We start from the raw sequence: 25020 nt of genomic DNA on the forward strand, positions 1-25020 counted from the left end.
TCACATAAGAATTCTGATGCGTTTTTGACTTCACTGACGCGGTTGATTTTGATAGAGATTGCAAACTAAATCAACGATGCTGAAATGAACACGCGGAGCGTCCCTGTGGTCGTGAAGATCGCCGATCCGCTGCTGATGCGGGAAATCAACAAATACCATGTGCTGGAGACCATCCGGTGCCATGGCCAGATTTCTCGCGTCGAAATTTCGGAGCGCACCCTGCTCAGCGGCACGACGGTTTCAGCCATCACTGGCGCGCTGATCGACGAAGGGCTGATCCATGCAAGCCATGCCCAGCCCCAGGCCAATGGCGAGGCCCATCGCGGTCGCCCGCGCGTGCTGCTGGGGCTGGTCGCCGACGCGGCCTATGTGCTTGGGATCAAGATTTCCGAAGCCATGACCACGGTGACCTTGATCGATTTCCGGGGCGAGTTGGTGACCTCAGCGCAATTGCCGATCCGGCTGGCTCGCCAGCCGGCTGATGTCATTGCCGACCTCATCGAGGACGCCATGGATGATTGCGTCAACAAGTCCGGCGTTGATCGCAAGCGCATCCGGGGCATCGGCATTGGCGTGCCGGGCCTGGTCGATCCGCGCTCGGGCCGCAGCTATGCCAGTTCCGTCTTCGGGGAGCGCGAAGTGCCCTTGGGAGCCCTTCTGGGGGAGCGCACCGGCCTGCCGGTGAAGCTGGAAAAACCGGCCAATCTGCTCGCCCTGGCCGAAAGCTGGTTCGGCTATGCCCAGCGCGACAAGAGTTTTGCGGTGGTGGTGCTCGACCAGACGGCAAGCCTCGGGCTATGGCTTGACGCCGATGTGCACCGCGGAGCCAGCACGCTTGGCCCCACTTTTGGCCACCTCAAGGTTGGCGGCGAGGGTCTGGCCTGCGAATGCGGGCAACTCGATTGCCTCAACGCCCATGTGAGCGAGTCGGCCCTGCGTCAGCAGGCAGCCGCGGCGCTGGGCCCGGCGTTCATGGAAGCACCCCTGGCCCGGTCCAATATCATGGCGGCGCTGGCCGAAGCCTGCGATGCGGGGCGCAGCGAGGCCCGCGCCGTGATCGATCGGCATGGCGAAAAACTCGGCATCGGCGTGTCCCATATCATCAACCTGATTAACCCTGAAAAGATCATTATCGCCTTGGAATCACAGCGCTATTGCGAATTGGTCGAGCCGGTCGTCAAGGCGACGGCGGCGGTCAATAGTTTCCGAGCTCACTACGCGGCCACCCAGCTGATCCTGCATACACTGGACGATCAACTCTGGGCCCGCGGCGCCGCCGCGCTCATGCTGCGCGACATTTACAGCGCCCCATGGACATCGGCCTACCAGGAGGAAATTCAATGACTAAATCTGCCCTGATCGTATGGGGAGGATGGGACGGCCACACGCCCGAGCAAAGCGCGCGCCTGGTTGGCACGATGCTGGAAAAGCATGATTTTGCAGTCGACATCGAACCAACGACCGAGGCCTTCGCCGATGCCGGGTTGGCGCGCTATGACCTGATCGTGCCGGCCATCACCATGTCGCGCATCGAAAAGGAAGAGCTGACCAATCTTCTTGCCGCGGTTCGTGGCGGCACGGGCCTGGCCGGTTTTCACGGCCTGATGAGCGACAGTTTCCGCAACGAGCCCGACTACCAGTTCATGGTGGGTGGGCAGTGGGTGGCCCATCCTGGCAATATCATCGACTTCACCGTCAACGTGGCCCGGCCCGACGATCCGATCATGCAGGGGCTGGAGGATTTCCCCTTTCACTCTGAGCAGTACTACATGCATTTCGATCCCAGCATCGAGGTGCTGGCGACCACGACATTCTCGGGCGCGCATTTCGACGAGATCGAGGGTGTGGTCATGCCGGTCGTGTGGAAGCGACGCTTCGGCAAGGGGCGGGTGTTCCACTCCACCCTTGGCCATGTGGTGGATGAATTCCAGGTGCCGCAGATGCGTACCATTTTCGAACGCGGCGCGCTCTGGGCAGCGCGCTGACCTGACGTCAACCATCGGCAAGGAGGAGACGATGGCAGATCTACAACTTCGAGGCATCAACAAGAGCTTCGGCGCAGTCAAGGTGATCCACGATATCGATCTCGATATCGGCAATGGGGAATTCGTGGTGTTTGTCGGGCCCTCGGGCTGCGGCAAGTCCACTCTCCTGCGCACCATTTCAGGCCTGGAGGAACCGACATCGGGACAGGTGCTGATCGGCGGGGAGGATGTGACCGACTTCGATCCATCCGAGCGCGGCGTCGCCATGGTGTTCCAGTCCTATGCGCTCTATCCGCATATGAGCGTGGAACAGAACCTGGGGTTCGGCCTGCGCATGGGCGGCACGCCCAGGGACCAGGTCGCCGAGCGGGTGATGGAGGCTGCGCGCATTCTTGAACTCACCGAACTGCTGGAGCGCAAGCCGCGCCAGCTTTCCGGTGGGCAGCGCCAGCGCGTCGCCATCGGCCGCGCCATTGTGCGCCAGCCCAAGGCCTTCCTGTTCGATGAACCGCTCTCCAATCTCGATGCCGAACTGCGCGTGCAGATGCGCATCGAGATCGCCAAGCTGCATCAGCAACTGGGTGCCACCATGGTCTATGTGACCCATGACCAGGTGGAGGCCATGACGCTGGCCGACCGCATCGTCGTGCTGCGCGCCGGGCGCATCGAGCAGCAGGGCAGTCCCATCGAGCTCTACGACAACCCGGACAACCAGTTCGTCGCTGGCTTCATCGGCTCGCCGCGCATGAATTTCCTCGAGGGCAGGATCACCGCGATCGAGGGTAATGCAATGAGCGTGGCCCTCGACGCCTTCGATGCGCCGGGTCTGGTGGTCGAGCGGCGGGGGCCGGGTGGATCGGTTGGGCAGCAGATCAGCGTTGGCATTCGCCCCGAGCACTTTGCCGACGCCGCCCTGGGCGGGCCTACGCTCACCGCAAAGGCGCAGGTGGTCGAGCAGCTTGGCGGCGTATCCTTCGTCTACGCCGTCGGCAATGATGACGAGGCCAAGGTGACCATCCAGCAGAAGGGACATTCGCGCATTCCAGATGGCGCCTCGATTACAGTTGGTATCGAGCCGGGCGCTATATTGGCCTTTGACGAGCGCGGCCAGCGGATCTGACTGGACGCGAGCTACCGGCTCGCCCATTGTTAGATACCCAGCCTCCCTTGCCTTGATCGGCGAGGGAGGCTTCTACGTCTCGAGTTAGCAAAGCATGGAACTGCCGAGCGGGGTCACATGTCTTGCATCGTGCGATTGATCCGCCAGTTCTCGCCGTCATTGCACGCGCTATCCGCGCCCAGGAGCGTTGCGGGCGCCGGGGCAATATGCTTAGCTAGGTATTGCATACGAATGCAAAACATGTATGCATACGTATGCAGTCGTGGGGAACGCCGGCAGGGGATGCGTAGCCGACAAGGCCGTCGCCAAAGGAATGGGCACATAATTGCCCCAAGTCAGGAGAACGAAATGAAGCCCTATCTAACGTTAGCAGTATCAGCCCTCGCCTTGGCACTGGGAACGGGCGCCGCTTTCGCAGAGTGCGGAATCGAGTCTGGTTCCGTGCGCATTCTGAGCAATGACTTCGAGGCTCTGCGCACCATCAATGCCACTGCCGAAGAGTGCGCGACCGATGGCGTGACGGTCACCGCCAATGCCACGGCCGAGCACAAGGAAATCCAGGTGCCGGCGCTGACCATCAATCCTGCCGAATATTCGGTAGCGGTAGTCGCCAACAATTCTATCGTACCGCTGCTCAATGACGACCTGATCCGCCCACTTGACGACCTTGTTGCCGAGTTCGGCCAGGATCTGCAGCCCAGCCAGTTGGTCAAGATCGACGGCAAGATCATGGCCGTCGCCTTCATGGGCAACGGTCAGCACATGTTCTATCGCAAGGATATTCTGGAAGAGGCCGGTGTCGAGCCGCCCACCAGCTATGACGAAGTGCTCGCCGCCGCCGCCGCCATCAAGGACGCCGGGCTGATGGACTATCCGCTGGCCGCGTCGGTCAAGCCGGGTTGGGATCTGGCCGCCGAATTCGTCAACAATTATCTGGGCACGGGTGCCGACTTCTTTGCGCCGGGCAGTGCCGAACTGGCCATCGACAACGAGAATGGCCGCGAAGTGCTGCGCGTCATGCGCGAAATGATCGCCTTCATGGACCCCGATTATCTTACCTTCGACGCCAACGAAATCCAGAAGGAATACGAGGCCGGCAATATCGCCATCATGAATGAATGGGGCTCGCTCGGCGGCGCCATCCTTGATGACGAGGGTGCAGTCGATGGCGTGGTTGAAAACACCGTTCTGGCCGCTTCGCCCACCATTGGTGGTGGTTCGATCCCGGCGGCGGCACTCTGGTGGGATGGATTCACCATCGCCAAGAACATCTCCGATGAAGATGCCGAAGCCTCGTTCCGTGCCATGGTCCATGGCATCAGCCCCGAGATGATGGCCGCCAACAAGGATGTCGCCACCTGGCTGATTGCCGGCTACGAGCCCGGTCCGGCAGCCGTCGGCGTGATCGCCAATGCCAATGCCGGCGCGCGGGCCTATCCGATGCAGCCCTATATGGGCCTGCTACACACCGCGCTTTCGACCGAACTGGCCGAATTCGTCGCCGGATCGGAAGATGCAGACCAGGCGCTGGCCGACGTCAAGGCTGCCTATGAGACCGCCGCCCGCGGCGCCGGCTTCCTCCAGTAGTCGTCCCTCGGACGCTGTGCCTCCTCCCGTATGCGGGGGGAGGCAAATGCACCGGCGCCGGCAAAGGGTCGGTGAACCGACCCGTCGTGCATGAGCTTTGCGCGGGGCGCGAGGCCGCCGCATGGTAAAAACCAGAAGCGACGTGCTTTGAGGAGGCAGGCAATGCCAAACAAGACCTTCTTTGCTTTCATCCTGCCATCGCTGATCGCCATGGTGCTGTTCATCGCCCTGCCCATCGTCTCGGTGGTGGTGCAGTCGCTTTATGTGAGCCATGAGCAGGTCATGGTCGAAGTCGAGAACTGCCAGCCCTTTGGCGGCTGTTCCACCGAGTTGCGCGTCGATTCGGCTGCGACCGCGGTCCTCCGCGACGAGCAGCCACTGGGGCGCTTCAACGGCTTCGGCACCTATCTAAACCGTGCTCATCTGGCGACCAGCGAACTGGGTGCCATCCTCTCCAGCGATCTCGACCTTGGCATCAAGTGGACGCAGGTTCTCAACCTGCCCTTCTACAAGGCGTTGATCTTCACCCTCGTCTATTGTTTCGTAGTGACGCCGCTGGCCATGATCCTCGGCTTCACCATCGCGCTCGCCGTCAATGCCCTGCCCAAGATCACCAAGGGGCCGATTATCTTCTTTTCGCTCCTGCCGATGATCATCACGCCACTGATAGGTTCGTTGATCCTCTATTGGATGCTCAGTCCCAACGGCATATTGGGCGCCACCATCCAGCACATCTTCAATGATCCGACCTTGTCGCTGCGCTCGACGCCCGCGCTGACCTGGGCTGCCTTGCTGGTCTATGGCGTCTGGACCAATGCCCCGTTTTCCTTCGTGGTCTTTTATGCGGGCCTGCAGACCGTGCCGGGCGATACGCTGGAATCGGCGATGATCGATGGCGCCTCACGCTGGGAGCGCATCCGCTATGTCATCATTCCGCATCTGGCGCCGCTCGCCACTTTTGTGGCGCTGGTGCAGCTGATGGACAATTTCCGCGTCTTCGAGCCGATTGTCGGCTTCTCGGCCGAAGCTAACGCCACCTCGCTGAGCTGGCTGATCTACAACGACCTGAGCGGCGACAGCCAGCAATTCGGCTCGGCCGGTGCAACCTCGGTCCTGACCATTCTAGGCGTGATCATCCTGCTTTCCCCGGTTCTGGTGCGCACCTGGCGCGAATTCAAACACAAGGCGGTGTGACCATGTCGGACGCAATGACCCACAAGCGCCCCCCGCTCCTCAATTTCCTGATCTACGGCTTCATAGTCCTCTGGGTTATCCTGGCGGCAGTGCCGTTTCTGTGGACCGTCTGGGGGTCGTTCAAGGTCGAGGTCGACTTCTTCTCCCGCGAAAGCTGGTGGAACGCCATTCTCGGCACCAATACCGTCGCACAGACCGGAGGGCCCTTTACCGGTGCCGGCTATTATGGCGCATGGGTGCTGCGTGATTTCTGGCGCGCCGCAGGCAATACCATCATCGTGACGCTGAGCGTCACCATCATCTCGCTGACCCTGGGCACACTGGGCGGCTATGCCCTGGCCCGGTCCGGCAAGAACTATGCGTTCTGGATCCTGATTGCGGCGCTCGTATTCCGCGCCATGCCGCACATCACCCTGGTCTCGGGCTATCTGCTGCCTTTCTTCGAGCTCAATATCTGGGGCGTGCTGCCCACCTCCATTATCGTGCTCGTGGCCATCAACCAGCCCTTCACACTGTGGATGCTGCACTCTTTTTTTCTCTCAATCCCCAAGGATCTCGACGAGAGCGCCATGGTCGACGGCTGTACGCGCTTCCAGGCCTTCCGCATGGTCATCATGCCGGTGATGTGGCCGGGCCTGGTCACGACTGGCCTGTTCAGCTTTCTGCTCGGCTACAATGACTTCGCAGTCACCGCGATGCTCCTCAGCGCCGACAACCAGACTATGGTGCCCAAGATCTCAAGCTTCCTCGGCTCCATCCAGGAAACCGGCAATGTCATGTTCGCCGTAGCCGCCGTGGTCTCGGCCACCGTGCCGCTCTTCATCCTCGTGCTCTTCTTCCAACGCCAGATCGTCAGCGGCCTCACCGCCGGCGCCGTAAAGGGGTAACCAAGATGGCCCAGATCCGTCTCAAGAACGTCTCCAAGCGCTGGAACAATTTCGTCGGCGTGGACAATTTCAATCTCGATATTGCCGACCAGGAATTCCTAGTGTTGCTCGGACCATCGGGCTGCGGCAAGACCACGACCATGCGCATGATTGCGGGCCTTGAGGACATCACCGAGGGCGAAATCTGGATCGGCGACCGCATGGTCAACAAGCTCGAGCCCAAGGACCGAGACATCTCCATGGTATTCCAGAGCTATGGCCTCTATCCCAATATGACGGTGTACGAGAACATCCGCTTCCCTTTGAAGGTGCGCAAGGTGCCCAAGGAGCAGCACCATGATCGCGTCATGGCGGCGAGCAAAATGGTGGAACTCGACGATTTCCTCGAGCGCCGCCCGGCAGCCCTCTCGGGTGGACAGCGGCAGCGCGTCGCGCTGGCCCGCGCCATCGTGCGCGAGCCCAATGCTTTCCTGATGGATGAGCCACTTTCCAACCTCGACGCCAAGCTGCGCGTCTCGACGCGTGCCCAGATTAAGAATCTGCATCACACGCTCAAGCGCACCACGGTCTATGTGACCCATGATCAGGTCGAAGCCATGACCCTGGCCGACCGGGTGGTGGTCATGAACAAGGGCGTGGTGCAGCAGGTAGGCACCCCGATGGAGATTTACGATCGTCCCGCTAACACCTTTGTGGCCAGCTTTATCGGCTCCCCGGCCATGAACCTGGTCGCGGGCGAAATCGAGAAGGGCGTCTTTACCGCCGCCGGCATCCGCATCGAGGGGCTTGCTCCCGAGGGAAAAGGGCCGGTCACCCTGGGCTTCCGGGCCGAGGATGCAGGCCTGGCCGATAGTGGCGGGCAAATCGCGGCGCCCATCTACACGGTGGAACTGCTGGGTGATGCAACTATGCTCTCCATGCGCGTGGCCGGGGAACTGGTCTCGATCAAGGTCGGCAAGGACTATCGCGCCGAAATCGGCGAGGTCGCCCATATTGCCATTCCGCCTTCGGCCTGCCACCTGTTCGACCATGCCACGGGTGGACGGATCGAGGCCTGAACGATGACGCCGGACCCCGCATTCGATGCCCGCTTCCAGGCGACGCTCGAAGCCAGTGGACTGACATTGACACCCGACGAAGCCGCGAGGCTCGGGAAACTGGCCGCTTGGATGCATGATGGGCTCGCCGGGGGGCCGGCTACGCCATTGCTTCCGGTAGAGACCAGCATTCTTGAACTCTCGATCCAGGAACAGGGCGACCGCCTGCGCGATGGACGCCTGACCTCATTGGCGCTGGTCGAGGCGACCTTGGCGCGCATCGCCGAGCGCGACCCGGATTACTTGAGCTTCTATTGCGTACTGGCCGATACGGCACGGGCCGATGCCGCCCGCGCCGACCAGGAACTGGCGTCCGGTGAGGATCGTGGCGCGCTGCATGGCATTCCCGTCGGCATCAAGGACCTGATCGACGTGGCGGGCGTGCCGACCACCGCCAATGCGCCGGGTCGCGCCGAGGCCATTGCCGATCAGGACGCCGAATTGGTCACCCGCCTCCGACGGGGCGGCGCGATCATCATCGGCAAGCTCGCGACTTATGAATGGGCCACGGTCGGGCCGGACAGGCAGGGCTTGTTCCCGCCAGCCCGCAATCCCTGGAAGCTCGACCACATCACCGGCGGATCCTCCTCGGGCCCCGCCGCTGCGGTGGCGGGCGGATTGATTCGTACGACTATCGGCACCGATAGCGGCGGTTCAGTGCGGGGACCGTCCTTTTATTGCGGCACTGTTGGCCTCAAACCGACCTATGGCAGTGTAGCCGGAGAGGGCGTGCTGGAGCTTTCCTCCAGCCTCGATCATGTCGGTCCGATCAGTGCCAGCGTCGCCGAAGCCGCCCTGACTCTCGACGTACTGACCGGGCAATCCGGCCTGCGCAGTGCCACGGGCCGCCTGGGCGAACCCGTCAGCGATCTCCGCATCGGCTATGCGCGCAACTGGTTCGCGCATGATCCCCAGACCATGCCCGCCGTACTGGCGGCCGTGGACGATGCTGTGTCGAGGCTGTCCTGGCTCGGGGCCGTGGTCAAAGAGATCGACCTGCCCGATTATGCTTCCATTGAAGTCGCCGTAGCCACGATCCTGCATGCCGAAAGTTTTCGCCTGCATGCCGAAGATCTGCGCGATCACCCTGAGGGTTATGGCCGCCGGGCCTTTCTCAGCCTTGCGGCAGGGCTCGCCATATCTGAGTCAGAACTGGCCAGGGCCCGAGATATGGGCGCGCAGTTCCGGGACGCGGTCGATGCCCTTCTCGACCAGCATGACGTGCTGATCACTGCCGGAGCCCTGACTACGGCGCTGCCTGCCGCCCCCTTCGAGAAAGAGGCGGTGTGGACGCCCATGCGCACCATCGGCTTCAACGTCTCCGGCCACCCGGTGCTGGCGCTGCCGGTCGGGTTCCATGATGGCTTGCCCATCGGCATGCAGATCATCGGGCGGCACCACGCCGAAGCGCGGATCGTGCAGTTCGGCGATGCCCTCGAGAAAGCCACCGAAATCGGCCGCTCGAAGCCGCCCCGTCGGCGCTGATCGCCGAAAGTCGCGTTTTTGAATATCCCGGTCTTGCAGTGTTGCATACGTATGCAGTATCTTTGAATGAACTTTTGAGGGGAGCCTCCAATGCCAGTCTGGCTGAAGCGCGGTAAGGATGTCGAGGAACGGGCCGAAGCGGATCGCCAGGTTCGCGCCACCGTGGAGTCCGTCCTGTCCGATATCGAGAAGCGCGGCGACGCCGCCGTGCGCGAACTTTCGATCAAATTCGACAAGTGGGATCGCCACGATTTCCGCCTCGACCAAAAGGAAATCGACGCCTGCAAGGCGCAACTGACTGACCAGGACCTCATCGACATTGAGTTCGCCCAGACCCAGGTGCGCAACTTCGCCCAGAGGCAGAAGGACACCATGCTCGACCTCGAGGTCGAGACCCTGCCGGGCGTCACCCTCGGTCACCGCCATGTACCGATCAATGCCGTCGGTTGCTACGTGCCGGGCGGCAAGTATCCGTTGCTGGCCTCCGCCCATATGTCGGTGCTGACCGCCAAGGTCGCCGGTTGCCCCCGTGTCATCACCTGCGCGCCGCCTTTCAACGGGAGGCCGGCCCCGGCCATCGTCGCCGCCCAGGCTATGGCCGGCGCTGACGAAATCTATGTACTGGGCGGCATCCAGGCTATCGGCGCAATGGCCATCGGCACTCAAAGCATCGACCCTGTCGACATGCTGGTTGGCCCCGGCAATGCCTTCGTCGCCGAAGCCAAGCGTCAGCTGTATGGCCGAGTCGGCATTGACCTGTTTGCCGGCCCCACCGAAACCCTCATCATTGCCGACGACACCGTCGATGGCGAAATCTGCGCCACCGACCTGCTTGGCCAGGCTGAGCATGGCCCGACCAGTCCCGCAATTCTGCTGACCAATTCGGAAAAGCTGGCGCGAGACACCATGGCCGAGATCGAGCGCCTTCTCGCTATTCTCCCCACCGCCGACATGGCCCGCAAATCCTGGGTCGATTATGGCGAAGTGATCGTGTGTGAGGACTATGACGAAATGCTGGTCGAAGCCGACCGGATTGCCTCCGAGCATGTGCAGGTGATGACCGACAGGGACGTGTGGTTCCGGGACAATCTGACCAATTTTGGCGCCCTATTCCTAGGGCCGCGCACCAATGTGGCCTACGGCGACAAGGTGATCGGCACCAACCATACCCTGCCTACCATGAAGGCGGCGCGCTATACTGGCGGGCTCTGGGTCGGCAAGTTTCTCAAGACCTGCACCTGGCAGACCGTTACCAGTGATGCGGCCTCGGCCATGATTGGGGAATATGGGTCGCGCCTCTCCATGCTGGAGGGTTTTGTCGGCCACGCCGAACAGGCCAATATCCGGGTACGCCGCTATGGCGGACGCAACGTGCCCTATGGTACGGCTGCACCCCCGAGACCTGACGCCGGAATGTAAGATGCAACTGCCCAGGACCCCCAGTTTCCGCCTCGTTGGCAAGCGCGCCCTGGTCACGGGTGGCACACGCGGTATCGGCCTGGGCATATCGGTGGCGCTGGCCGAGGCCGGCGCTGCGGTGACGGTCGCGGCCCGCACCGCCAGCGACGTTAAGGCGGTGGTCAATGCCATGGCGGCGGACGGGCTGACCGCTGAAGGCGTTGCCATCGACATTACCGATTTCGCTGCGATGCGCAGCTTCGTGGCCGACAGCGATCCGTTCCAGGTGCTGGTCAATTCGGCCGGCACCGGTCGGCACAGCGCCTTTGGTGACATTACCGAGCCCGACTACCAGACCGTGATGCAGCTCAATCTGGGCGCGACGCTTTTTACGTCCCAGGCCGTGGCGGCAAAACTGCAGGCGGCAGGGCAGGGCGGCGCCATCATCAACATCTCCTCGCAGATGGGACATGTCGGCGGACCGAAACGCGCGGTCTATGCCGCCAGCAAACATGCTGTTGAAGGTCTGACAAAGGCCATGGCTATCGAGTTGGGGGCCAGCAATATTCGGGTCAATACGGTCTGCCCGACTTTCATCGAAACCGAATTGACGGAAAAGAACCTCAGCGATCCTGATTTCCGCGCCTGGGTTCTGTCCAAGATCAAGCTGGGACGGTTGGGCCGGGTGGAGGACATCATGGGGCCTGTAGTTTTCCTGGCCTCCGATGCCGCGGCGCTGATCACCGGCACCGCGCTACTGGTGGATGGTGGATGGACGGCGGAGTAAAAAAGACCGGAGTAACCTCATCCGAAGTGGCGCGCCGCGCAGGCGTCTCGCAGTCGGCGGTCTCCCGCACCTTTACCCCCGGCGCTTCCATCTCCCCCAAGACCCGCGCCAAGGTCGTGGCCGCCGCCCAGGAATTGGGCTACCGGCCCAATGCCATTGCCCGCTCGCTGATTACCAATCGTTCCCGCATCATCGCCGTGGTGATGGCCTATCTCGAAAACCTCTTCTATCCCGACGTGCTCGAAGAACTGGGCCGGCTGCTGGCCAAGGAAAACTACCGCCTGCTGCTATTCACCGGCCATATGGACCGCGACAGCGATCCGGTCTTCGACCAGCTCATGCAATATCGCGTCGATGGGATCATCCTGGCATCGACGACGCTGTCTTCGCACCTCTCCGAGGAATGCGCCACGGCCGGTATTCCCGTGGTCCTGTTCAACCGCACCACCGAGCGCGATGCGGTCTCCAGCGTCACTACCCGCAACCGCGAAGGTGGGCGCCGTATCGCCGAATTTCTGCTGGCAGGCGGCCACAAGCGCTTCGGCTATATTTCCGGTATCGAGTCTTCCTCAACCAATCGCGACCGCTTCGCCGGCTATCAGGAGGCATTGGCGGCCGCTGGGCACGCGGACATCGTTCTCGGTGTCGGCAATTACAACCGTGCCGAAGCCGAGGCAGCGGCGCGGAACATCTTTGCCCGGCCGGACCGCCCCGATGCGCTCTTCGTAGCCAATGACCATATGGCCGTCGCCGTCATGGATGTGGCCCGCTACGAGTTCGGCCTGTCCATCCCCGAGGACCTGTCCATTATCGGCTATGACGATGTTGGCCCGGCGCGCTGGACCTCTTATGGCATCACCTCGATGAGCCAGCCGATGAAGCGCATGGTCGAGGCTACGGTCAATATCCTGATGGACCAGATTGCCTCGGGCGAAATCGAGGCCGAGCACCGCATCCTCAATGGTGAACTGGTGGTCCGGACCTCGGCCCGACTGCCCAAGGCCGGCATCGTCGAAGTCGATGGCCGGCACATCTACAAACCCGCCAAGACCTAGAGAAATCACGCGGCAAGCACGGCTTCGCCGCAATTGCGTTCCATATTGCATACGAATGCAAAACTGCTATCCTGATGCGGAAAGAGGAGGTCACCATGACCCAGAACAAGATTTGGACCCAGGGCGAGATGGAAAAGCGCCTGGTGCGCTATGCGGACCTCAAGGGCCTGCGCAACGCCTTCATCGACGCCCGCACGCCGGGTTCGGACCGCAAGGAGAATTTCACCATTATCGGGCCGGGCGTGTCGGAAAATCCGGCGCAGGTGGTGCATATCCCAGAGGCGCATGGGTTCAATATCGGCGCCGCCCGCCAGCCCTTCGGCTGCACCAATTCTCAGCATAGCCACCTCACCGCCGAGACCTTCGTGGTCCATACCGGCAAGTGGCGTTTCGTTTTCGGCCCGGACAAGGACGAGGGCTATATCGATGTCGAGCCCGGTGACGTTGCCACCGTGCCAACCCACATGTTCCGCGGCTTCGAAAAGCTGGACGAGGGCACGGGATTCCTCTTCGTGGTCCTTGGCCATGACGATCCGGGCAAAGTGGTCTGGGCGCCCAGCGTCTTCAAGATGGCCGAGGATTTCGGTCTGAAGCTTTTGAAGGGCGGCAAATTGGTCGACACCACGCAGGGCGAGAAAGTGCCCGAAGGTGCCGAACTGGAACAGCCCCCGACCGCCGAAAAGCTCCGCGAACTGGCCACTCCGCCGCTAGCCGAACTGGCGAAATACGCCATCAAGGCCGAAGACATAAAAGGCGATCCCAATTCTCCGCTGAGTGGCGATGGCGTCGAGGAGGCCGGTGTCATCGGCGATGTCGATGGCCAGGATGGCATCAAGGCCGGCCCGATCAGCGGTCACTGGAAACATGACTTTACCCTGCGCCGCTTCAAGCTCGAAACTGGCGCAATCATCCCCACCCATGCGCGTGCCGAGCAGGAAGTGATCTTCGTGCAATCCGGCACCCTGGAATTTACCTGGGATGGTGGTTCTTTGGTCATGGGTGCCGGCGATACGCTGACTGTGCCGATCGGGCTGATGCATGGCTACCGCAATCCGGCGTCCGCCAATGCGATTGCCTTTGTTATCCGTGGTGCCGCAGCCCCTGCAGCACCGGTCTTCGCAACGGCGCGGGCGGCGGAGTAACGCCAAAGCGCATGGTTGGTGCCCCCTCTTCCCTGAGGGGAGAAGGCTGGGGTGAGGGGTTCACCCTCCCGGCAGGACCGATACTCTCAACCCCTCATCCGGCGCTGCGCGCCGACCTCTCCCCTCAGGGGAGAGGTGAAGCAATGTGCACGAGGAGAAGCGCATGCCTACCATCACCCCCGAAACCCTCGCTGCCCTGCGCAAGGCCGATACGCCCACCGTCTGCAATGCGCTTGAGCATGTCATGGGCGGGCGCACGGCCGAGGGCTTCACCAAGTTCCCGGTGGTCTGCGCCGACCCTGGCCTGCCGCCCGTGGTGGGCTTCGCGCGCACGGCCAAGATCCGCGCCTCCTCCCCGGCCCAGAAGCCGGCGGCCGAGGTGCGGGCGCTGCGCATGCTGTATTATGACTATGTCTCGGCCGGAGATGGCCCCAATGTCGTGGTCATCGAGGATAGTGACTGGCCCCATGTCGTTGGTGGCTTCTGGGGCGAAATGCAGGTGGCCCAGCACAAGGGCCTTGGCGTCGCCGGTACGCTTACCAATGGCGTGCTGCGCGACCTGGGCATGCTCGACGAGGGCTATCAGGTTATTGCGGGAGCCGTGGGCCCAAGCCATGCTTTTGTGCATGTGACCGAGCTCGATTGCCCAGTGACGGTCTTCGGCATGCATGTCAGGCCCGGCGACTTGATCCATGCCGATCGCCATGGTGGCGTGGTCATTCCCGCCGAGCATATCGAGCGCATGGCCTGGGCCATCGACGTGGTGATGCGCAGGGAAGTGCCGATACTGAGCGCGGCCCGGGCGCCGGGGTTTACCGTGGAAAAACTGCGTGCAGCCTGGGCCGAGGCCGACCAGATCAAGTGATGCAGTTCGCCCTCAACGGGAGAAGGAGAAGGCCCGCTTTCGCGGGCCTTTGCTTATGCGCTTTTCGTTGCCTGCATGCGGTCCAGCCGCAATTGTGCGGCGCGGCGATGGCCTTCGAGGCCTTCGCTGGCGGACTGGCGGGCGGCTGGCGGTGCCACCTGCTTGACGCCCGCCTCATCGAGCCATTGATGGGTGGCAATCTTGACATAGGCGCCGACCCATAGCCCACCGGTATAAGCGCCCGCACCCATGGTGGGCAGGGTGTGGTTGGTGCCCGAGCACTTGTCGGAATAGACCACGCTCGCCAGTTCGCCGATGAAGAGACTCCCGTAATTCCGCAGCTTTTTGGCGAAGCCCTGGGCGTCGACGGTATGCACTTGCAGGTGCTCGGCGGCGATCAGGTCCGAATAGGCGATCATCGCCGCTTCGTCTTCGCACACGGTGATCTCGCCATAATTGATCCAGGCTTCACGGGCCGTGTTGGCGGTGGAGAGGGTTTCGAGCTGCTTTTCGACTTCGACCAGCGTGGCCTCAGCCAGCGCTTTGTCTGTGGTGATCAGGCCAACGCGGGTGCGGATGTCGTGCTCGGCCTGGGCAAGCAGGTCCGTCGCAATCATTTCGGCATCGCCGGTGGCGTCCGCTACGACGAAAATCTCTGACGGGCCAGCAAGCTGGTCGATGCCGACCGGGCCGAACACCTGACGCTTGGCTTCGTTGACAAAGGCATTGCCGGGGCCGACGATCTTGTTGACCGCCGGCACGCTCTTGGTGCCATAAGCCATGGCGGCGATGGCCTGGGCCCCGCCGATGCGGAAAATGCGGTCGGCGCCGGAGAGGTGGCAGCCGGCGATCATCGCGCTATGCGCATTGGGCGGCAGGCAGGCAATGACCTCGTCCACGCCGGCAACCTTGGCCGGCACGATGGTCATTATCGGTGCAGATAGAAGGGGATAGCGGCCGCCGGGCACATAGCAGCCGACGCGCTGGATGGGGATGACGCGGTGGCCCATATGGACGCCCGGCAGGGTCTCGACCTCCAGCGGCAGAATGGTCGAAAGCTGCGCTTCCGCGAATTTGCGCACATTCTCAATGGCGAATTCGGTGTCCTTGCGGGTCTGCGGATCGAGCTTGTTGAGAGCGGATACACGTTCCGCATCAGTGACTTCGAAGGCCTCCAGATCGGTCTTGTCAAACTTCGCGGAATAGTCGCGCACCGCTGCATCGCCATATTCGCGCACATTGGCGATGATCTCGCTCACCAGCGTCTCGACCGAGGCATTGTCACTCAGCGGGGAGCGGGCGGGTGCTTTCACATAAGTGACGCCGGGAAAGGGTGAGGGGTCAGTCATTACGAGCTCCAGGGGCAGGTCCTGGCCAGCGATCATGAACGCATTATGAACGCGTCCCGAGGCTCGCCGGCTCTGAATTTCGATCTTGCATACGTATTCAAAATTTGCCAGTGTTTTTTGGTAAGGAGCGCCTCGATCTTTCGTCGGAGCCTCAAAGCGAAGCCGGTGAGATGAACAAGCACGCAGTGCCGCAAGGCGAGGGGCAGAGTCAGGGCGCTCACGCGTTGCCGCTACTGCTGCTGCCCGGCACAGTCTGCGACGAACGGGTCTTCGGGCCGCTGATGGCGGAACTGGATCATCCCGACATGCGCGTCGTGGCCATGACCGGGGCCAGGTCGACGCCGGAGCTGGCGCGCAAGGTACTGGCCGCAGCGCCGGAGCGCTTTGCGCTGTTGGGATTTTCGCTGGGTGGTATCGTGGCGCTGGAAATGGCGGCGCAGGCGCCCGAGCGGATTGCTCGTTTGGCGCTGGTCGACACCACGCCTCGGCCCGACCCTGAAGCCAATGCAGTTGTGCGGCGGAATGCCGTGGCCAAGGCCCGGGCCGAAAGCATGGATCCCTATATTCTTGACGCCTGGGACAGGTTGGTGTCCCCGCACAATGTGGGGAATGATCGCCTCAGGGACGTGATCATTGCCATGGCCCGCGATGCCGGGGCCGATGTGCTGGCCGAACAATCCGAGATCGCCATTCACCGGGCCGACAGCCGGGAACGGCTTGGCGCCATTGCCTGCCCGACCTTGATCCTGGCCGGAGCCGACGAGCAGATCTGTCCGCTCTCCGCCCACGAGGAACTCGCCAGCGGTATTGCCGGCGCGCAATTTTTCACCATTCCGCAAGCGGGACACTTCGCCCCGCTTGAAAATCCGGCCGTGCTGGCGCGTCATATAGGCGGTTGGCTGGGTCGGGCACCCAAACATCATGCCGCACAGGCAGCAGACCAAGGAGCCAAGATGAGCGACGCAACGAGCAATCCCAAGAGCAAGGGCAATGCGCCCGTGGCCGCTGAATCGGTACTCCAGGTCGAGCGCCACGACTATACCGACCTGGCGCCGACCAATCGGCCGCGCGGCCAGTCCATGGCCGGGTTCGACGACATCTATACCGATATCGTCGACTACATCATCCGCTGCACCCACCGGATCTGGGACGAGCGCGATATCGGGCTGATCTACAGCCACTACACCCATAATTGCGTGCTCTATGGCACCACCGGCACGATCTACAATCGCGAGGATATTGTCCGCGACACCATCCAGCGGCTGGTGAGTTTTCCCGAGCGCCGCGGCATGGGCACCCATGTGATCTGGAACGGCAATGACAAGGACGGGTTCTTTACCAGCCATCTGGTGACCGGTTCGGGCCGACATACCCAATATGGCCATTTGGGCGCCCCGACCGGCAAACCCTTTGTCAGCCGCACCATTGCCGACTGCATGATCTTTGAAAACAAGATCTACCGCGAATGGGTCGTGGCAGACACCATGGCCATCATCCAGCAGCTGGGCCTCGATCCGCATCACTTTGCGACGAAGACTGCAAAGGCCAAATTCGATGCCGGGCTGATTTCGCTCGATATCGGGGAAAACCGCCGCTTCCTCGGTCAGACCCCACCCGCCGAAAAACCCGATACGTCTTTGGCCCATAATGATCTGGAAGCCCAGACCATCGAGATGCTGCACGAAATCTTCGTCAAGCGCATGTTCGGCCGCATCGCCCAGGATTACGCGCCCAATGCCCAGTATCACGGGCCGCTGATGAAGGAGCTCTATGGCCACGCGGCCATCATCCACCAGCATCTGGGCCTGATCGGCTCGCTGCCCGACGCCTCCTATGAAATCCAGCATGTAGCCTCCACGCCCTGCGAGGAAGGCGGCACCAAGGTCGCTGTACGCTGGATCATGGAAGGCCATCACCTGGGCTATGGCATTCTGGGCACGCTGGGCGATCCGACGGGCGTACGCATCCAGGTGATGGGCATGAGCCACTACCACTGGAAGAACGGCAAGGTCGTGGATGAATGGACCGTCTATGACGAATTGAGCCTGCTCACCCAGCTCAAGCTGGGGCAGTTGGCGGCCGCCGCCGGCGCGGCTGAGTAGGGTCGGCACGCAAGAAATGAAACGCCCGCGTTGCCCTGCCGTCAGGCCGGTGGCGCGGGCGTCTTGCTGGCGATGAGCATGGAAATGCCATCCAGGAGCCGGGCAAGGCCGAATTCAAAAGCGCGGGCCGGATCGCCCAGCCCATAAAGTTCGCCCACCACCGGGCCGACCCGGCTGGCCACCGGATAGCGGGAATAGTCGAGCGTCTCCAAAAAGGGCGCGATGGTGTACCACCATTCTTCGTCGCTCATGCCGGTCTGCTGCTTGACCAGATTAGCCCGGGCCGCGTCGCGCACCGCGCCATAGACATAATTGGTGATCAGCGTCACCGTCATGTCCATCTCGACCTCGTCCAGCCCCAGCCCATCGACGGCGCTCAATATGGCCTCATAGGACCGCATCGTGTTGGGGCCGAGCACCGGACGATGGGTGCCCACCTGCAGCGCCCAGGGGTGGCGCAGGTAGAAGTCACGATAGGCGCGGGCGACTATGGTGACATTTTCGCGCCAACGGCCGGGGTCGAATACCGGCATATCCACTTCGTCTGCACCGCCCGAGACGGCGTCCAGCATCAGATCGATCAGCACCGACTTGTCGGGGATATGGGTGTAAAAGCTCATCGGCGAAATACCGACGGCCTCGGCCACCCGACGGGTCGAGACTGCCTCGATACCTTCGCTGTCGGCGATAGTCACGGCCGCCTTGACCAGATCCGCCACGGCCACCCTGGCCTTGGGTCCACGCTTGGGCGCCTCCACCCGACCCCAGAGCAGATTGAGGGATTTCAATGGATCGCCCCTGCCGGCGATGTCCTCGGTCATATCATCTCCAAATAACTCTTTACACCGTACAATGTTGTGCTAAACCTTGTGTGCTGTACGGAATTTAAGGCGGCTCGGTGACAATGTCGAGCCTGTGTCGAATTCCAGACTGCTGACACGTCGCGTCAACGCATTGGGCAATGGTGCATTCCTTGCCGGTCATAGGGGTGAATATGATTAGTGCACGGGATCTGACTCGTTCGTTCAAGACCAAGGCCGGGCCGGTGGAAGCGGTGCGAGGCCTCAGCCTTGATGTCGCCGAAGGCGAACTGGTGGCCTTTCTCGGGCCAAACGGCGCGGGCAAATCAACCTCGGTGCGCATGCTGACGACGCTCCTGCCGCCCAGTTCCGGCACCGCCATGGTGGCGGGTAGCGACATTATCGCCGACCCGGCGGGCGTGCGGCGCAAGATCGGCTATGTCGGACAGGGCAGTGGCGCCGGGCAATATTACAAGCTGCGCGACGAGCTTCTGACCCAGGGGGCGGCCATGCGCATGGACAAGGCCGCCGCCAGGAAGCGCGCCGATGACCTGATCGGCATGCTGGAACTGACCGGCATGGAGGATCGCATCGGCAATACGCTCTCGGGCGGGCAGAAGCGGCGGCTCGACGTGGCTTTGGGCCTGATGCATAGCCCGAACCTGTTGTTTCTCGACGAACCCTCGACCGGGCTCGACCCGCATAGCCGCGCCAATCTCTGGGAACATGTGCTGCGGCTTCGGCGCGAAACCGGCATGACCATCTTCCTCACCACCCACTATCTCGAAGAGGCCGACACCATGGCCGAGCGGGTGATGATCATGGACAATGGACGGCTGATTGCCGATGACACGCCGGCCCGTCTCAAGGCCGACCTGGCCGGGGACCGGATCAGCATTGGCCTCGCTAATAGCGACAAGGCCGCAGCCGCCGCACTGGCGCAGAACCTGCCCCAGGCCCGCGAGGTCACGCTCGAGGACCAGAAAGTGCATGTCACGGTGGGCGAGGGCGAGACGCTGCTGCCCGAATTCATCCGGCGCCTCCATGAACAGGGCGTGGATGTCGCCAGCGCCTCGGTGCGGCGCCCTACGCTTGATGATGTGTTCCTGGGCCTCACCGGCCGGACCCTGCGCGAAGCCCAGGCGGCTGCGGCTTGAGGAGGTTGAAAATGGATTTCCTGTATGACGTGAAGACCAGCTTTGTCCGCGAGATGAAGCCGCTGATCTCGGGCTGGGTCTGGCTCGCCTTCGGCCTTGTGCAGCCCCTGCTCTATATTGGCCTCTTCGTGCCACTGCTGGGCGATGTGGGCATCGAGGGTGCTTCGCCGCTGCAATGGTTCATCCCCGGCATGATGGTGATGCTGACCCTGTTCGGCACCGCCATGGTGGGCTGGAGCCTGACCGAGGAACTGCTTTCGGGCGTGCTCGAACGCTTTCTCGCCACCCCCATGAGCCGGCCCGCCATGCTGATGGGCCGGGCGCTCAAGGAAATGTTTCCCCTGTTCTTCCAGGCCGTGGTGATGATCGTCATCGCCATTCCCTTCGGGCTGCGGCTCTTTCCGGTGGAAATGCTCTATGGCCTCCTACTGCTGGGTCTCTTCGGTGTCGGTGTGGCGGCGCTCTCCTATGCCCTGGCCATTGCCGCCAAGAACAATACTTCGCTGTTCTATATGGTGAGCCAGTCGGTGGCGCTGCCGCTGATGCTGCTGGGCGGCGTGCTGCTGCCGCTCGATCGTGGGCCGGGCTGGCTCTATATTGCCAGCCGCTTCAACCCGCTAACTTATCTGATCGAGGCCGAGCGGGCGCTATTCGTGGGAGAATTGTTCAGCACCACAGTGCTTTATGGCACGCTGGTGGTGGCAGCGACGCTGGTGGTCGGGCTTGTCGTGGGCGGCACGATGATCCGCAAGGCGAGCATCTAGAAAGTAGGGCAGGGGACGAAGATGCAGGACGATATTTACGGCGCCATCACCATTCGCGGCGCGCGCGAGAACAATCTGAAAAACGTCTCGCTCGACATACCCAAACGCCGGATCACCGTGTTCACCGGGGTCTCGGGTTCGGGCAAGTCGTCGCTGGTCTTTGGCACCATTGCCGCCGAAAGCCAGCGGCTGATCAACGAGACCTACCCCGCCTTCGTGCAGCAGTTCATGCCCAGCTACGGCCAGCCCGATGCCGATCAGCTGGAAAACATTTCGGCGGCCATCATCGTCGATCAGCAGCGGCTGGGCGGCAATTCGCGCTCCACCGTTGCCACAGTGACCGATGCGGCGCAGATGCTGCGCGTGCTGTTCTCACGCCTCGCCGAACCAAGGCTCGGCCCGCCGGGGCTCTATTCCTACAACGATCCGCGCGGCATGTGTCCCGACTGCGAAGGCATCGGCCAAGTGGCGGCCATGGACATGAGCGCGGTGATCGACGAGAGCAAATCGCTCAAGGGCGGGGCGTTGCTACCCAAGGATTTCGCCGTCGACAGTTGGTACTGGGAAATCTACGCCAATTCGGGCCTGTTCGATCTCGACAAGCCGATCAAGGATTACACAGCCGAGGAGCGCGAAAACCTCCTGCACCTCGATGATGGGCGCAAGATCAAGGTCGGCAAGATCGGGCTGACTTATGAGGGCGTCGTCGCCAAACTAAAGAAGGGTCTGGGCAGCAAGGACCCCGAAAGCCTGCAGCCCCATGTGTTGCGCGAATATGAAAAGATCTTCACCCGCGCAGTCTGCCCCGCCTGCCAGGGCACGCGACTCAACGCGGCGGCGCGGACCAGTCTGGTCAATGGAAAATCCATCGCCGAACTCTCGGGGATGCAGGTCTCGGACCTTGCCCCCTTCATCCGCAGCATCGACGCGCCGCAGGTGGGGCCCATGCTCCAGGCGCTGGCGGCGCGGCTGGAAAATCTCGTGACTATAGGGTTGGGTTATCTGAGCCTTGACCGCGAAAGCTCGACCCTCTCGGGTGGGGAGAGTCAGCGCGTGAAGATGGTGCGGCACCTCGGATCGTCGCTCACCGACATCACCTATGTCTTCGACGAGCCCTCGGTGGGCCTCCACCCGCACGACGTGGGGAGCCTGGCCGGGCTGATGACCCAGTTGCGCGACAAGGGCAACACCGTGCTCATTGTTGAGCACAAGCCCGACATGATCGCCATTGCCGACCATGTCGTGGATATGGGTCCGCTGGCGGGAAGCAAGGGCGGTGAAGTGGTCTATGAGGGCGATTATGCTGGCCTTCTCACATCGGGCACGCTGACCGGCAACCACATCCAGAAACACCAAGCCATCAAGGACAAGGTGCGCGCACCAAAGGGCGATGCGCTCAGGATCGCGCATGGCAAGGTCAACAATCTCCGGGACGTGTCGGTCGACATTCCGCGCGGCGTGTTGACCGTGGTCAGCGGGGTTGCCGGATCGGGCAAGTCGAGTCTCATCCAGGGGTGTCTGCCCACTGCCTACCCTGAGACCATCATCATCGACCAGAACCTGGCGCGCGGTTCGCGGCGGTCCAATACGGCGACCTATACGGGCCTGCTCGACGGCGTGCGCAAGGCCTTTGCCAAGGCCAATGGGGTGGAGGCTGCGCTGTTTTCGGCCAATTCCAAGGGCGCCTGCCCGGACTGCAACGGGCTGGGGGTGATCTTCACCGACCTCGCCCATCTCGATCCCATGGTGACCACCTGCGAGACCTGCGAGGGCAAGCGCTTCCTGCCCGAAGTGCTGGCGCATCAATTGCGCGGCAAGTCGATTGCCGATGTCTACGAGATGAGCATCGAGGACGCGGCAGGCTATTTCACCGAACCGGCCTTGGCCAGGATCGTCCAGGGTCTGGTCGATGTGGGTCTGGGCTATCTGACGCTCGGTCAGCCACTCTCGACCCTCTCGGGCGGCGAGCGGCAACGCCTCAAACTGGCGGCCGAACTGGGCAAGAAGGGCAATATCTATGTGCTCGACGAACCGACGACGGGGCTCCACATGAACGACGTCGATACCCTGATCGGCCTCTTCGACCGGCTGGTCGAGGCCGGCTCCACCGTCATCGTCATCGAGCACAATCTCGATGTCATCTCGCGCGCCGACTGGGTGATCGACATGGGGCCCGGGGCGGGCCATGACGGGGGCAGGGTGCAGTTCGAGGGTGTGCCCGCCGCGCTGGCGAAAGACCCGCTATCCTTGACGGGCCGATACTTGGCGCGGCGGAACGGGGCCAGCTGAGGCGGACCCGGAATTCTCCCCATCATTCCTCAGGCTGTATCGACCCTTGCATCTGTTATAGTTATGAGTCATAACTAAATGTGTGGGGAGGATACTCATGAACGTTCATTCTACCCCGATCCGCTCGGTGCGGCTCGGCAACATGGCGGCGGCCGCTGAAAAACGCGCCGATGGCAGCACTATCGTCCGCTCTGTCGAAGAGCTTGGCCCCTATCCCCGCGCCATTGTCGATGCGCTGGAGGCCTGGGCGCACAAGACCCCTGACGCCATGCTGATCGCCGATCGCGAGGGCGAGGGTTGGCGCAAGCTCAGCTTTGCCGATGTGATGGCGCGCATTCCCCCGCTGGCCCAGGCCCTGCTCGATGCCGGCCTCTCGCCCGAGCGGCCGCTCATGATCCTTTCGGGCAATGAGATCGAGCACTTCCAGCTCGGTATGGCGGCGATCTGGGTGGGCATCCCCTATGCCCCGATCTCCCCGGCCTATTCGCTGGTCTCCACCGATTTCGGCAAGCTGCGGCACATTGCCGGCCTGCTGACGCCCGGCATGCTCTATGCCAGCGACGGCGCCAGGTTTGAGCCTGCCATCGAGGCCGTTTTCGGTGCCGATGTGCCGGTGATCGTTCGCACCAATCCGCTGCCAGGCCGGCAGGCGAGCCTGTTCGATGACCTGCTTGCGACCCAGGTGACCCCCGCCGTCGCGGCAGCGCATGAAGCGATCACGGCTGACACCGTGGCCAAGGTGCTGTTCACCTCCGGCTCCACGGGCCTCCCCAAGGGCGTCATCACCACCAACCGGATGATGGCCTGCAACCAGCAGATGATCCGCCAGGCGCTGGCCTTCGTCGAAGACGAGCCGCCGGTGCTGCTGGACTGGATGCCGTGGAACCATGTGGCCGGAGGCAGCCACAATACCGGCATCGCCATCTATAATGGCGGCAGCTTCTATATCGATGATGGCCAGCCCACACCGGCCCGCATCGGGCGCACGCTGGAAAACTTGAAGACGGTGCAGCCGACCCTCTTCACCAATGTGCCCAAGGCCTATGAATTCCTCGTGGCCGCCTTTGACGAGCATCCCGAGGCGCGGCGCAATCTCTTCGCTCGGCTCAAGCTTCTGCAATATGCCGGCGCCGGGCTCAGCCAGCATGTATTCGAGGGTCTCGACAAGGCGGCCCGCGCCGAGACCGGCGAGCGGGTGATGATCATCACTGGCTATGGCTCGACCGAGACCGCACCCTTTGCCTTCACCACCACCTGGCCGGTGGAAGAAGCCGGCCATATCGGTCTGCCCGCCGCCGGCATGACGGTGAAACTCGTGTCCAACGGCGACAAGACCGAACTGCGTCTGAAAGGCCCCAATGTCACCCCCGGCTATTGGCGTGACGCGGACAAGACAGGTGAAGCTTTCGACGAGGAAGGTTTCTACCAGATCGGGGACGCCGTGCGCTTTGCCGATCCGGAGGACCTGACCAAGGGCTTTGTATTCGATGGCCGCGTCACCGAGGACTTCAAGCTCTCGACCGGCACATGGGTCAATTTCGCTGCCGTGCGTGGCTCTGTCATCAGCGCCTGCGCACCGCTGATTCGCGATGTGGTGCTGACCGGGCTTGATCGCAATTTCATCGGCGCCATGATCTTCCCCGATCTGGCCGCCTGTGCCCGCCATGCGGGCCTGCCCGCTGACGCCGATGCGCAGACAGTGATCGGACACCCCGCGGTGCGCGAGAAATTTGTGACAAGTCTTGCCGCGCTGGCGCAGAAATCCACCGGCAGTTCCACCCAGGTCGCCCGCGCCCTGGTGCTGCTCGACCAGCCCGATATTGACAAGGGCGAGGTCACCGACAAGGGCTCGATCAACCAGCGCGCCGTGCGGACGCATCGGCCCCAGCTGGTCGAGAGCCTCTATGCCGATACGCCCGGCCCCGACATCTTCGTTCTTTCCAAGAAAGGCGCCTGA

20 protein-coding genes are annotated in these 25020 nt (G+C 62.4%); 18 read left to right on the forward strand and 2 right to left on the reverse strand.

The window, feature by feature from the left end; all coding sequences use genetic code 11:
* Positions 1-84: 84 nt before the first annotated feature.
* From ACXYMS_RS16505 to ACXYMS_RS16565, 13 genes are all read left to right on the forward strand, one after another.
* Positions 85-1344, forward strand: a complete 1260-nt coding sequence (locus tag ACXYMS_RS16505) for an ROK family transcriptional regulator (protein WP_458907915.1) — start codon at positions 85-87, stop codon at positions 1342-1344.
* Positions 1341-1985 (forward strand): ThuA domain-containing protein, encoded by a 645-nt coding sequence (locus ACXYMS_RS16510; RefSeq protein ID WP_458907916.1) that lies wholly within the window; start codon positions 1341-1343, stop codon positions 1983-1985. The genes ACXYMS_RS16505 and ACXYMS_RS16510 overlap by 4 nt, the downstream gene beginning before the upstream one ends.
* Positions 1986-2016: 31 nt before the next feature.
* The gene (locus ACXYMS_RS16515) at positions 2017-3105 is read left to right on the forward strand and encodes an ABC transporter ATP-binding protein (RefSeq protein WP_458907917.1); all 1089 of its coding nucleotides are present in this window, start codon (positions 2017-2019) and stop codon (positions 3103-3105) included.
* A gap of 348 nt (positions 3106-3453) precedes the next feature.
* Positions 3454-4692, forward strand: a complete 1239-nt coding sequence (locus ACXYMS_RS16520) for an ABC transporter substrate-binding protein (protein WP_458907918.1) — start codon at positions 3454-3456, stop codon at positions 4690-4692.
* A gap of 162 nt (positions 4693-4854) precedes the next feature.
* A complete protein-coding gene (locus ACXYMS_RS16525; protein ID WP_458907919.1) occupies positions 4855-5886 on the forward strand; it encodes a carbohydrate ABC transporter permease in 1032 nt (343 codons plus the stop codon).
* Between the two features lie 2 nt (positions 5887-5888).
* Positions 5889-6773, forward strand: coding sequence for a carbohydrate ABC transporter permease (locus tag ACXYMS_RS16530; protein ID WP_458907920.1), 885 nt, complete (start codon positions 5889-5891; stop codon positions 6771-6773).
* 5 nt (positions 6774-6778) lie between these two features.
* Positions 6779-7831, forward strand: a complete 1053-nt coding sequence (locus ACXYMS_RS16535; RefSeq protein WP_458907921.1) for an ABC transporter ATP-binding protein — start codon at positions 6779-6781, stop codon at positions 7829-7831.
* A gap of 3 nt (positions 7832-7834) precedes the next feature.
* On the forward strand, positions 7835-9355 hold the full coding sequence (locus ACXYMS_RS16540) for an amidase (protein WP_458907922.1): 1521 nt from the start codon (positions 7835-7837) through the stop codon (positions 9353-9355).
* Positions 9356-9445: 90 nt separating this feature from the next.
* Positions 9446-10774: a histidinol dehydrogenase gene (hisD, locus tag ACXYMS_RS16545; protein WP_458907923.1), complete on the forward strand. Its 1329-nt coding sequence runs from the start codon at positions 9446-9448 to the stop codon at positions 10772-10774.
* Between the two features lies 1 nt (position 10775).
* On the forward strand, positions 10776-11540 hold the full coding sequence (locus tag ACXYMS_RS16550; RefSeq protein WP_458907924.1) for an SDR family NAD(P)-dependent oxidoreductase: 765 nt from the start codon (positions 10776-10778) through the stop codon (positions 11538-11540).
* Positions 11525-12595 (forward strand): LacI family DNA-binding transcriptional regulator, encoded by a 1071-nt coding sequence (locus ACXYMS_RS16555; protein WP_458907925.1) that lies wholly within the window; start codon positions 11525-11527, stop codon positions 12593-12595. Before ACXYMS_RS16550 ends, ACXYMS_RS16555 begins: the two co-directional genes overlap by 16 nt.
* Positions 12596-12690: 95 nt before the next feature.
* The gene (locus ACXYMS_RS16560; protein ID WP_458907926.1) at positions 12691-13737 is read left to right on the forward strand and encodes a cupin domain-containing protein; all 1047 of its coding nucleotides are present in this window, start codon (positions 12691-12693) and stop codon (positions 13735-13737) included.
* Between the two features lie 163 nt (positions 13738-13900).
* A complete protein-coding gene (locus ACXYMS_RS16565) occupies positions 13901-14602 on the forward strand; it encodes an RraA family protein (protein WP_458907927.1) in 702 nt (233 codons plus the stop codon).
* Between the two features lie 53 nt (positions 14603-14655).
* On the opposite strand, the gene hisD (ACXYMS_RS16570) is transcribed toward ACXYMS_RS16565, so the two are convergent.
* Positions 14656-15951, reverse strand: coding sequence for a histidinol dehydrogenase (gene hisD / locus ACXYMS_RS16570; RefSeq protein WP_458907928.1), 1296 nt, complete (start codon positions 15949-15951; stop codon positions 14656-14658).
* 170 nt (positions 15952-16121) lie between these two features.
* Between hisD (ACXYMS_RS16570) and ACXYMS_RS16575 the strand changes: the two genes are divergently transcribed.
* The gene (locus ACXYMS_RS16575) at positions 16122-18053 is read left to right on the forward strand and encodes an alpha/beta fold hydrolase (RefSeq protein WP_458907929.1); all 1932 of its coding nucleotides are present in this window, start codon (positions 16122-16124) and stop codon (positions 18051-18053) included.
* A 41-nt stretch (positions 18054-18094) separates the two neighbouring features.
* Here the strand turns inward: ACXYMS_RS16575 and ACXYMS_RS16580 are convergent, their stop codons facing one another.
* Positions 18095-18874 (reverse strand): TetR/AcrR family transcriptional regulator, encoded by a 780-nt coding sequence (locus tag ACXYMS_RS16580; RefSeq protein ID WP_458907930.1) that lies wholly within the window; start codon positions 18872-18874, stop codon positions 18095-18097.
* A gap of 173 nt (positions 18875-19047) precedes the next feature.
* Here ACXYMS_RS16580 and ACXYMS_RS16585 point away from each other — a divergent pair, with 173 nt between their 5' ends.
* The 4 genes from ACXYMS_RS16585 (at position 19048) to ACXYMS_RS16600 (ending at position 25020) form a co-directional block, all read left to right on the forward strand.
* A complete protein-coding gene (locus tag ACXYMS_RS16585) occupies positions 19048-20010 on the forward strand; it encodes an ATP-binding cassette domain-containing protein (protein WP_458907931.1) in 963 nt (320 codons plus the stop codon).
* 11 nt (positions 20011-20021) lie between these two features.
* Entirely contained in the window at positions 20022-20774 is a 753-nt protein-coding gene (locus ACXYMS_RS16590; RefSeq protein ID WP_458907932.1) for an ABC transporter permease, read from the forward strand.
* A 21-nt stretch (positions 20775-20795) separates the two neighbouring features.
* A complete protein-coding gene (locus ACXYMS_RS16595; RefSeq protein WP_458907933.1) occupies positions 20796-23063 on the forward strand; it encodes an ATP-binding cassette domain-containing protein in 2268 nt (755 codons plus the stop codon).
* A 97-nt stretch (positions 23064-23160) separates the two neighbouring features.
* On the forward strand, positions 23161-25020 hold the full coding sequence (locus ACXYMS_RS16600; protein WP_458907934.1) for a feruloyl-CoA synthase: 1860 nt from the start codon (positions 23161-23163) through the stop codon (positions 25018-25020).

Source organism: Devosia sp. CAU 1758 (genome assembly GCF_054482695.1).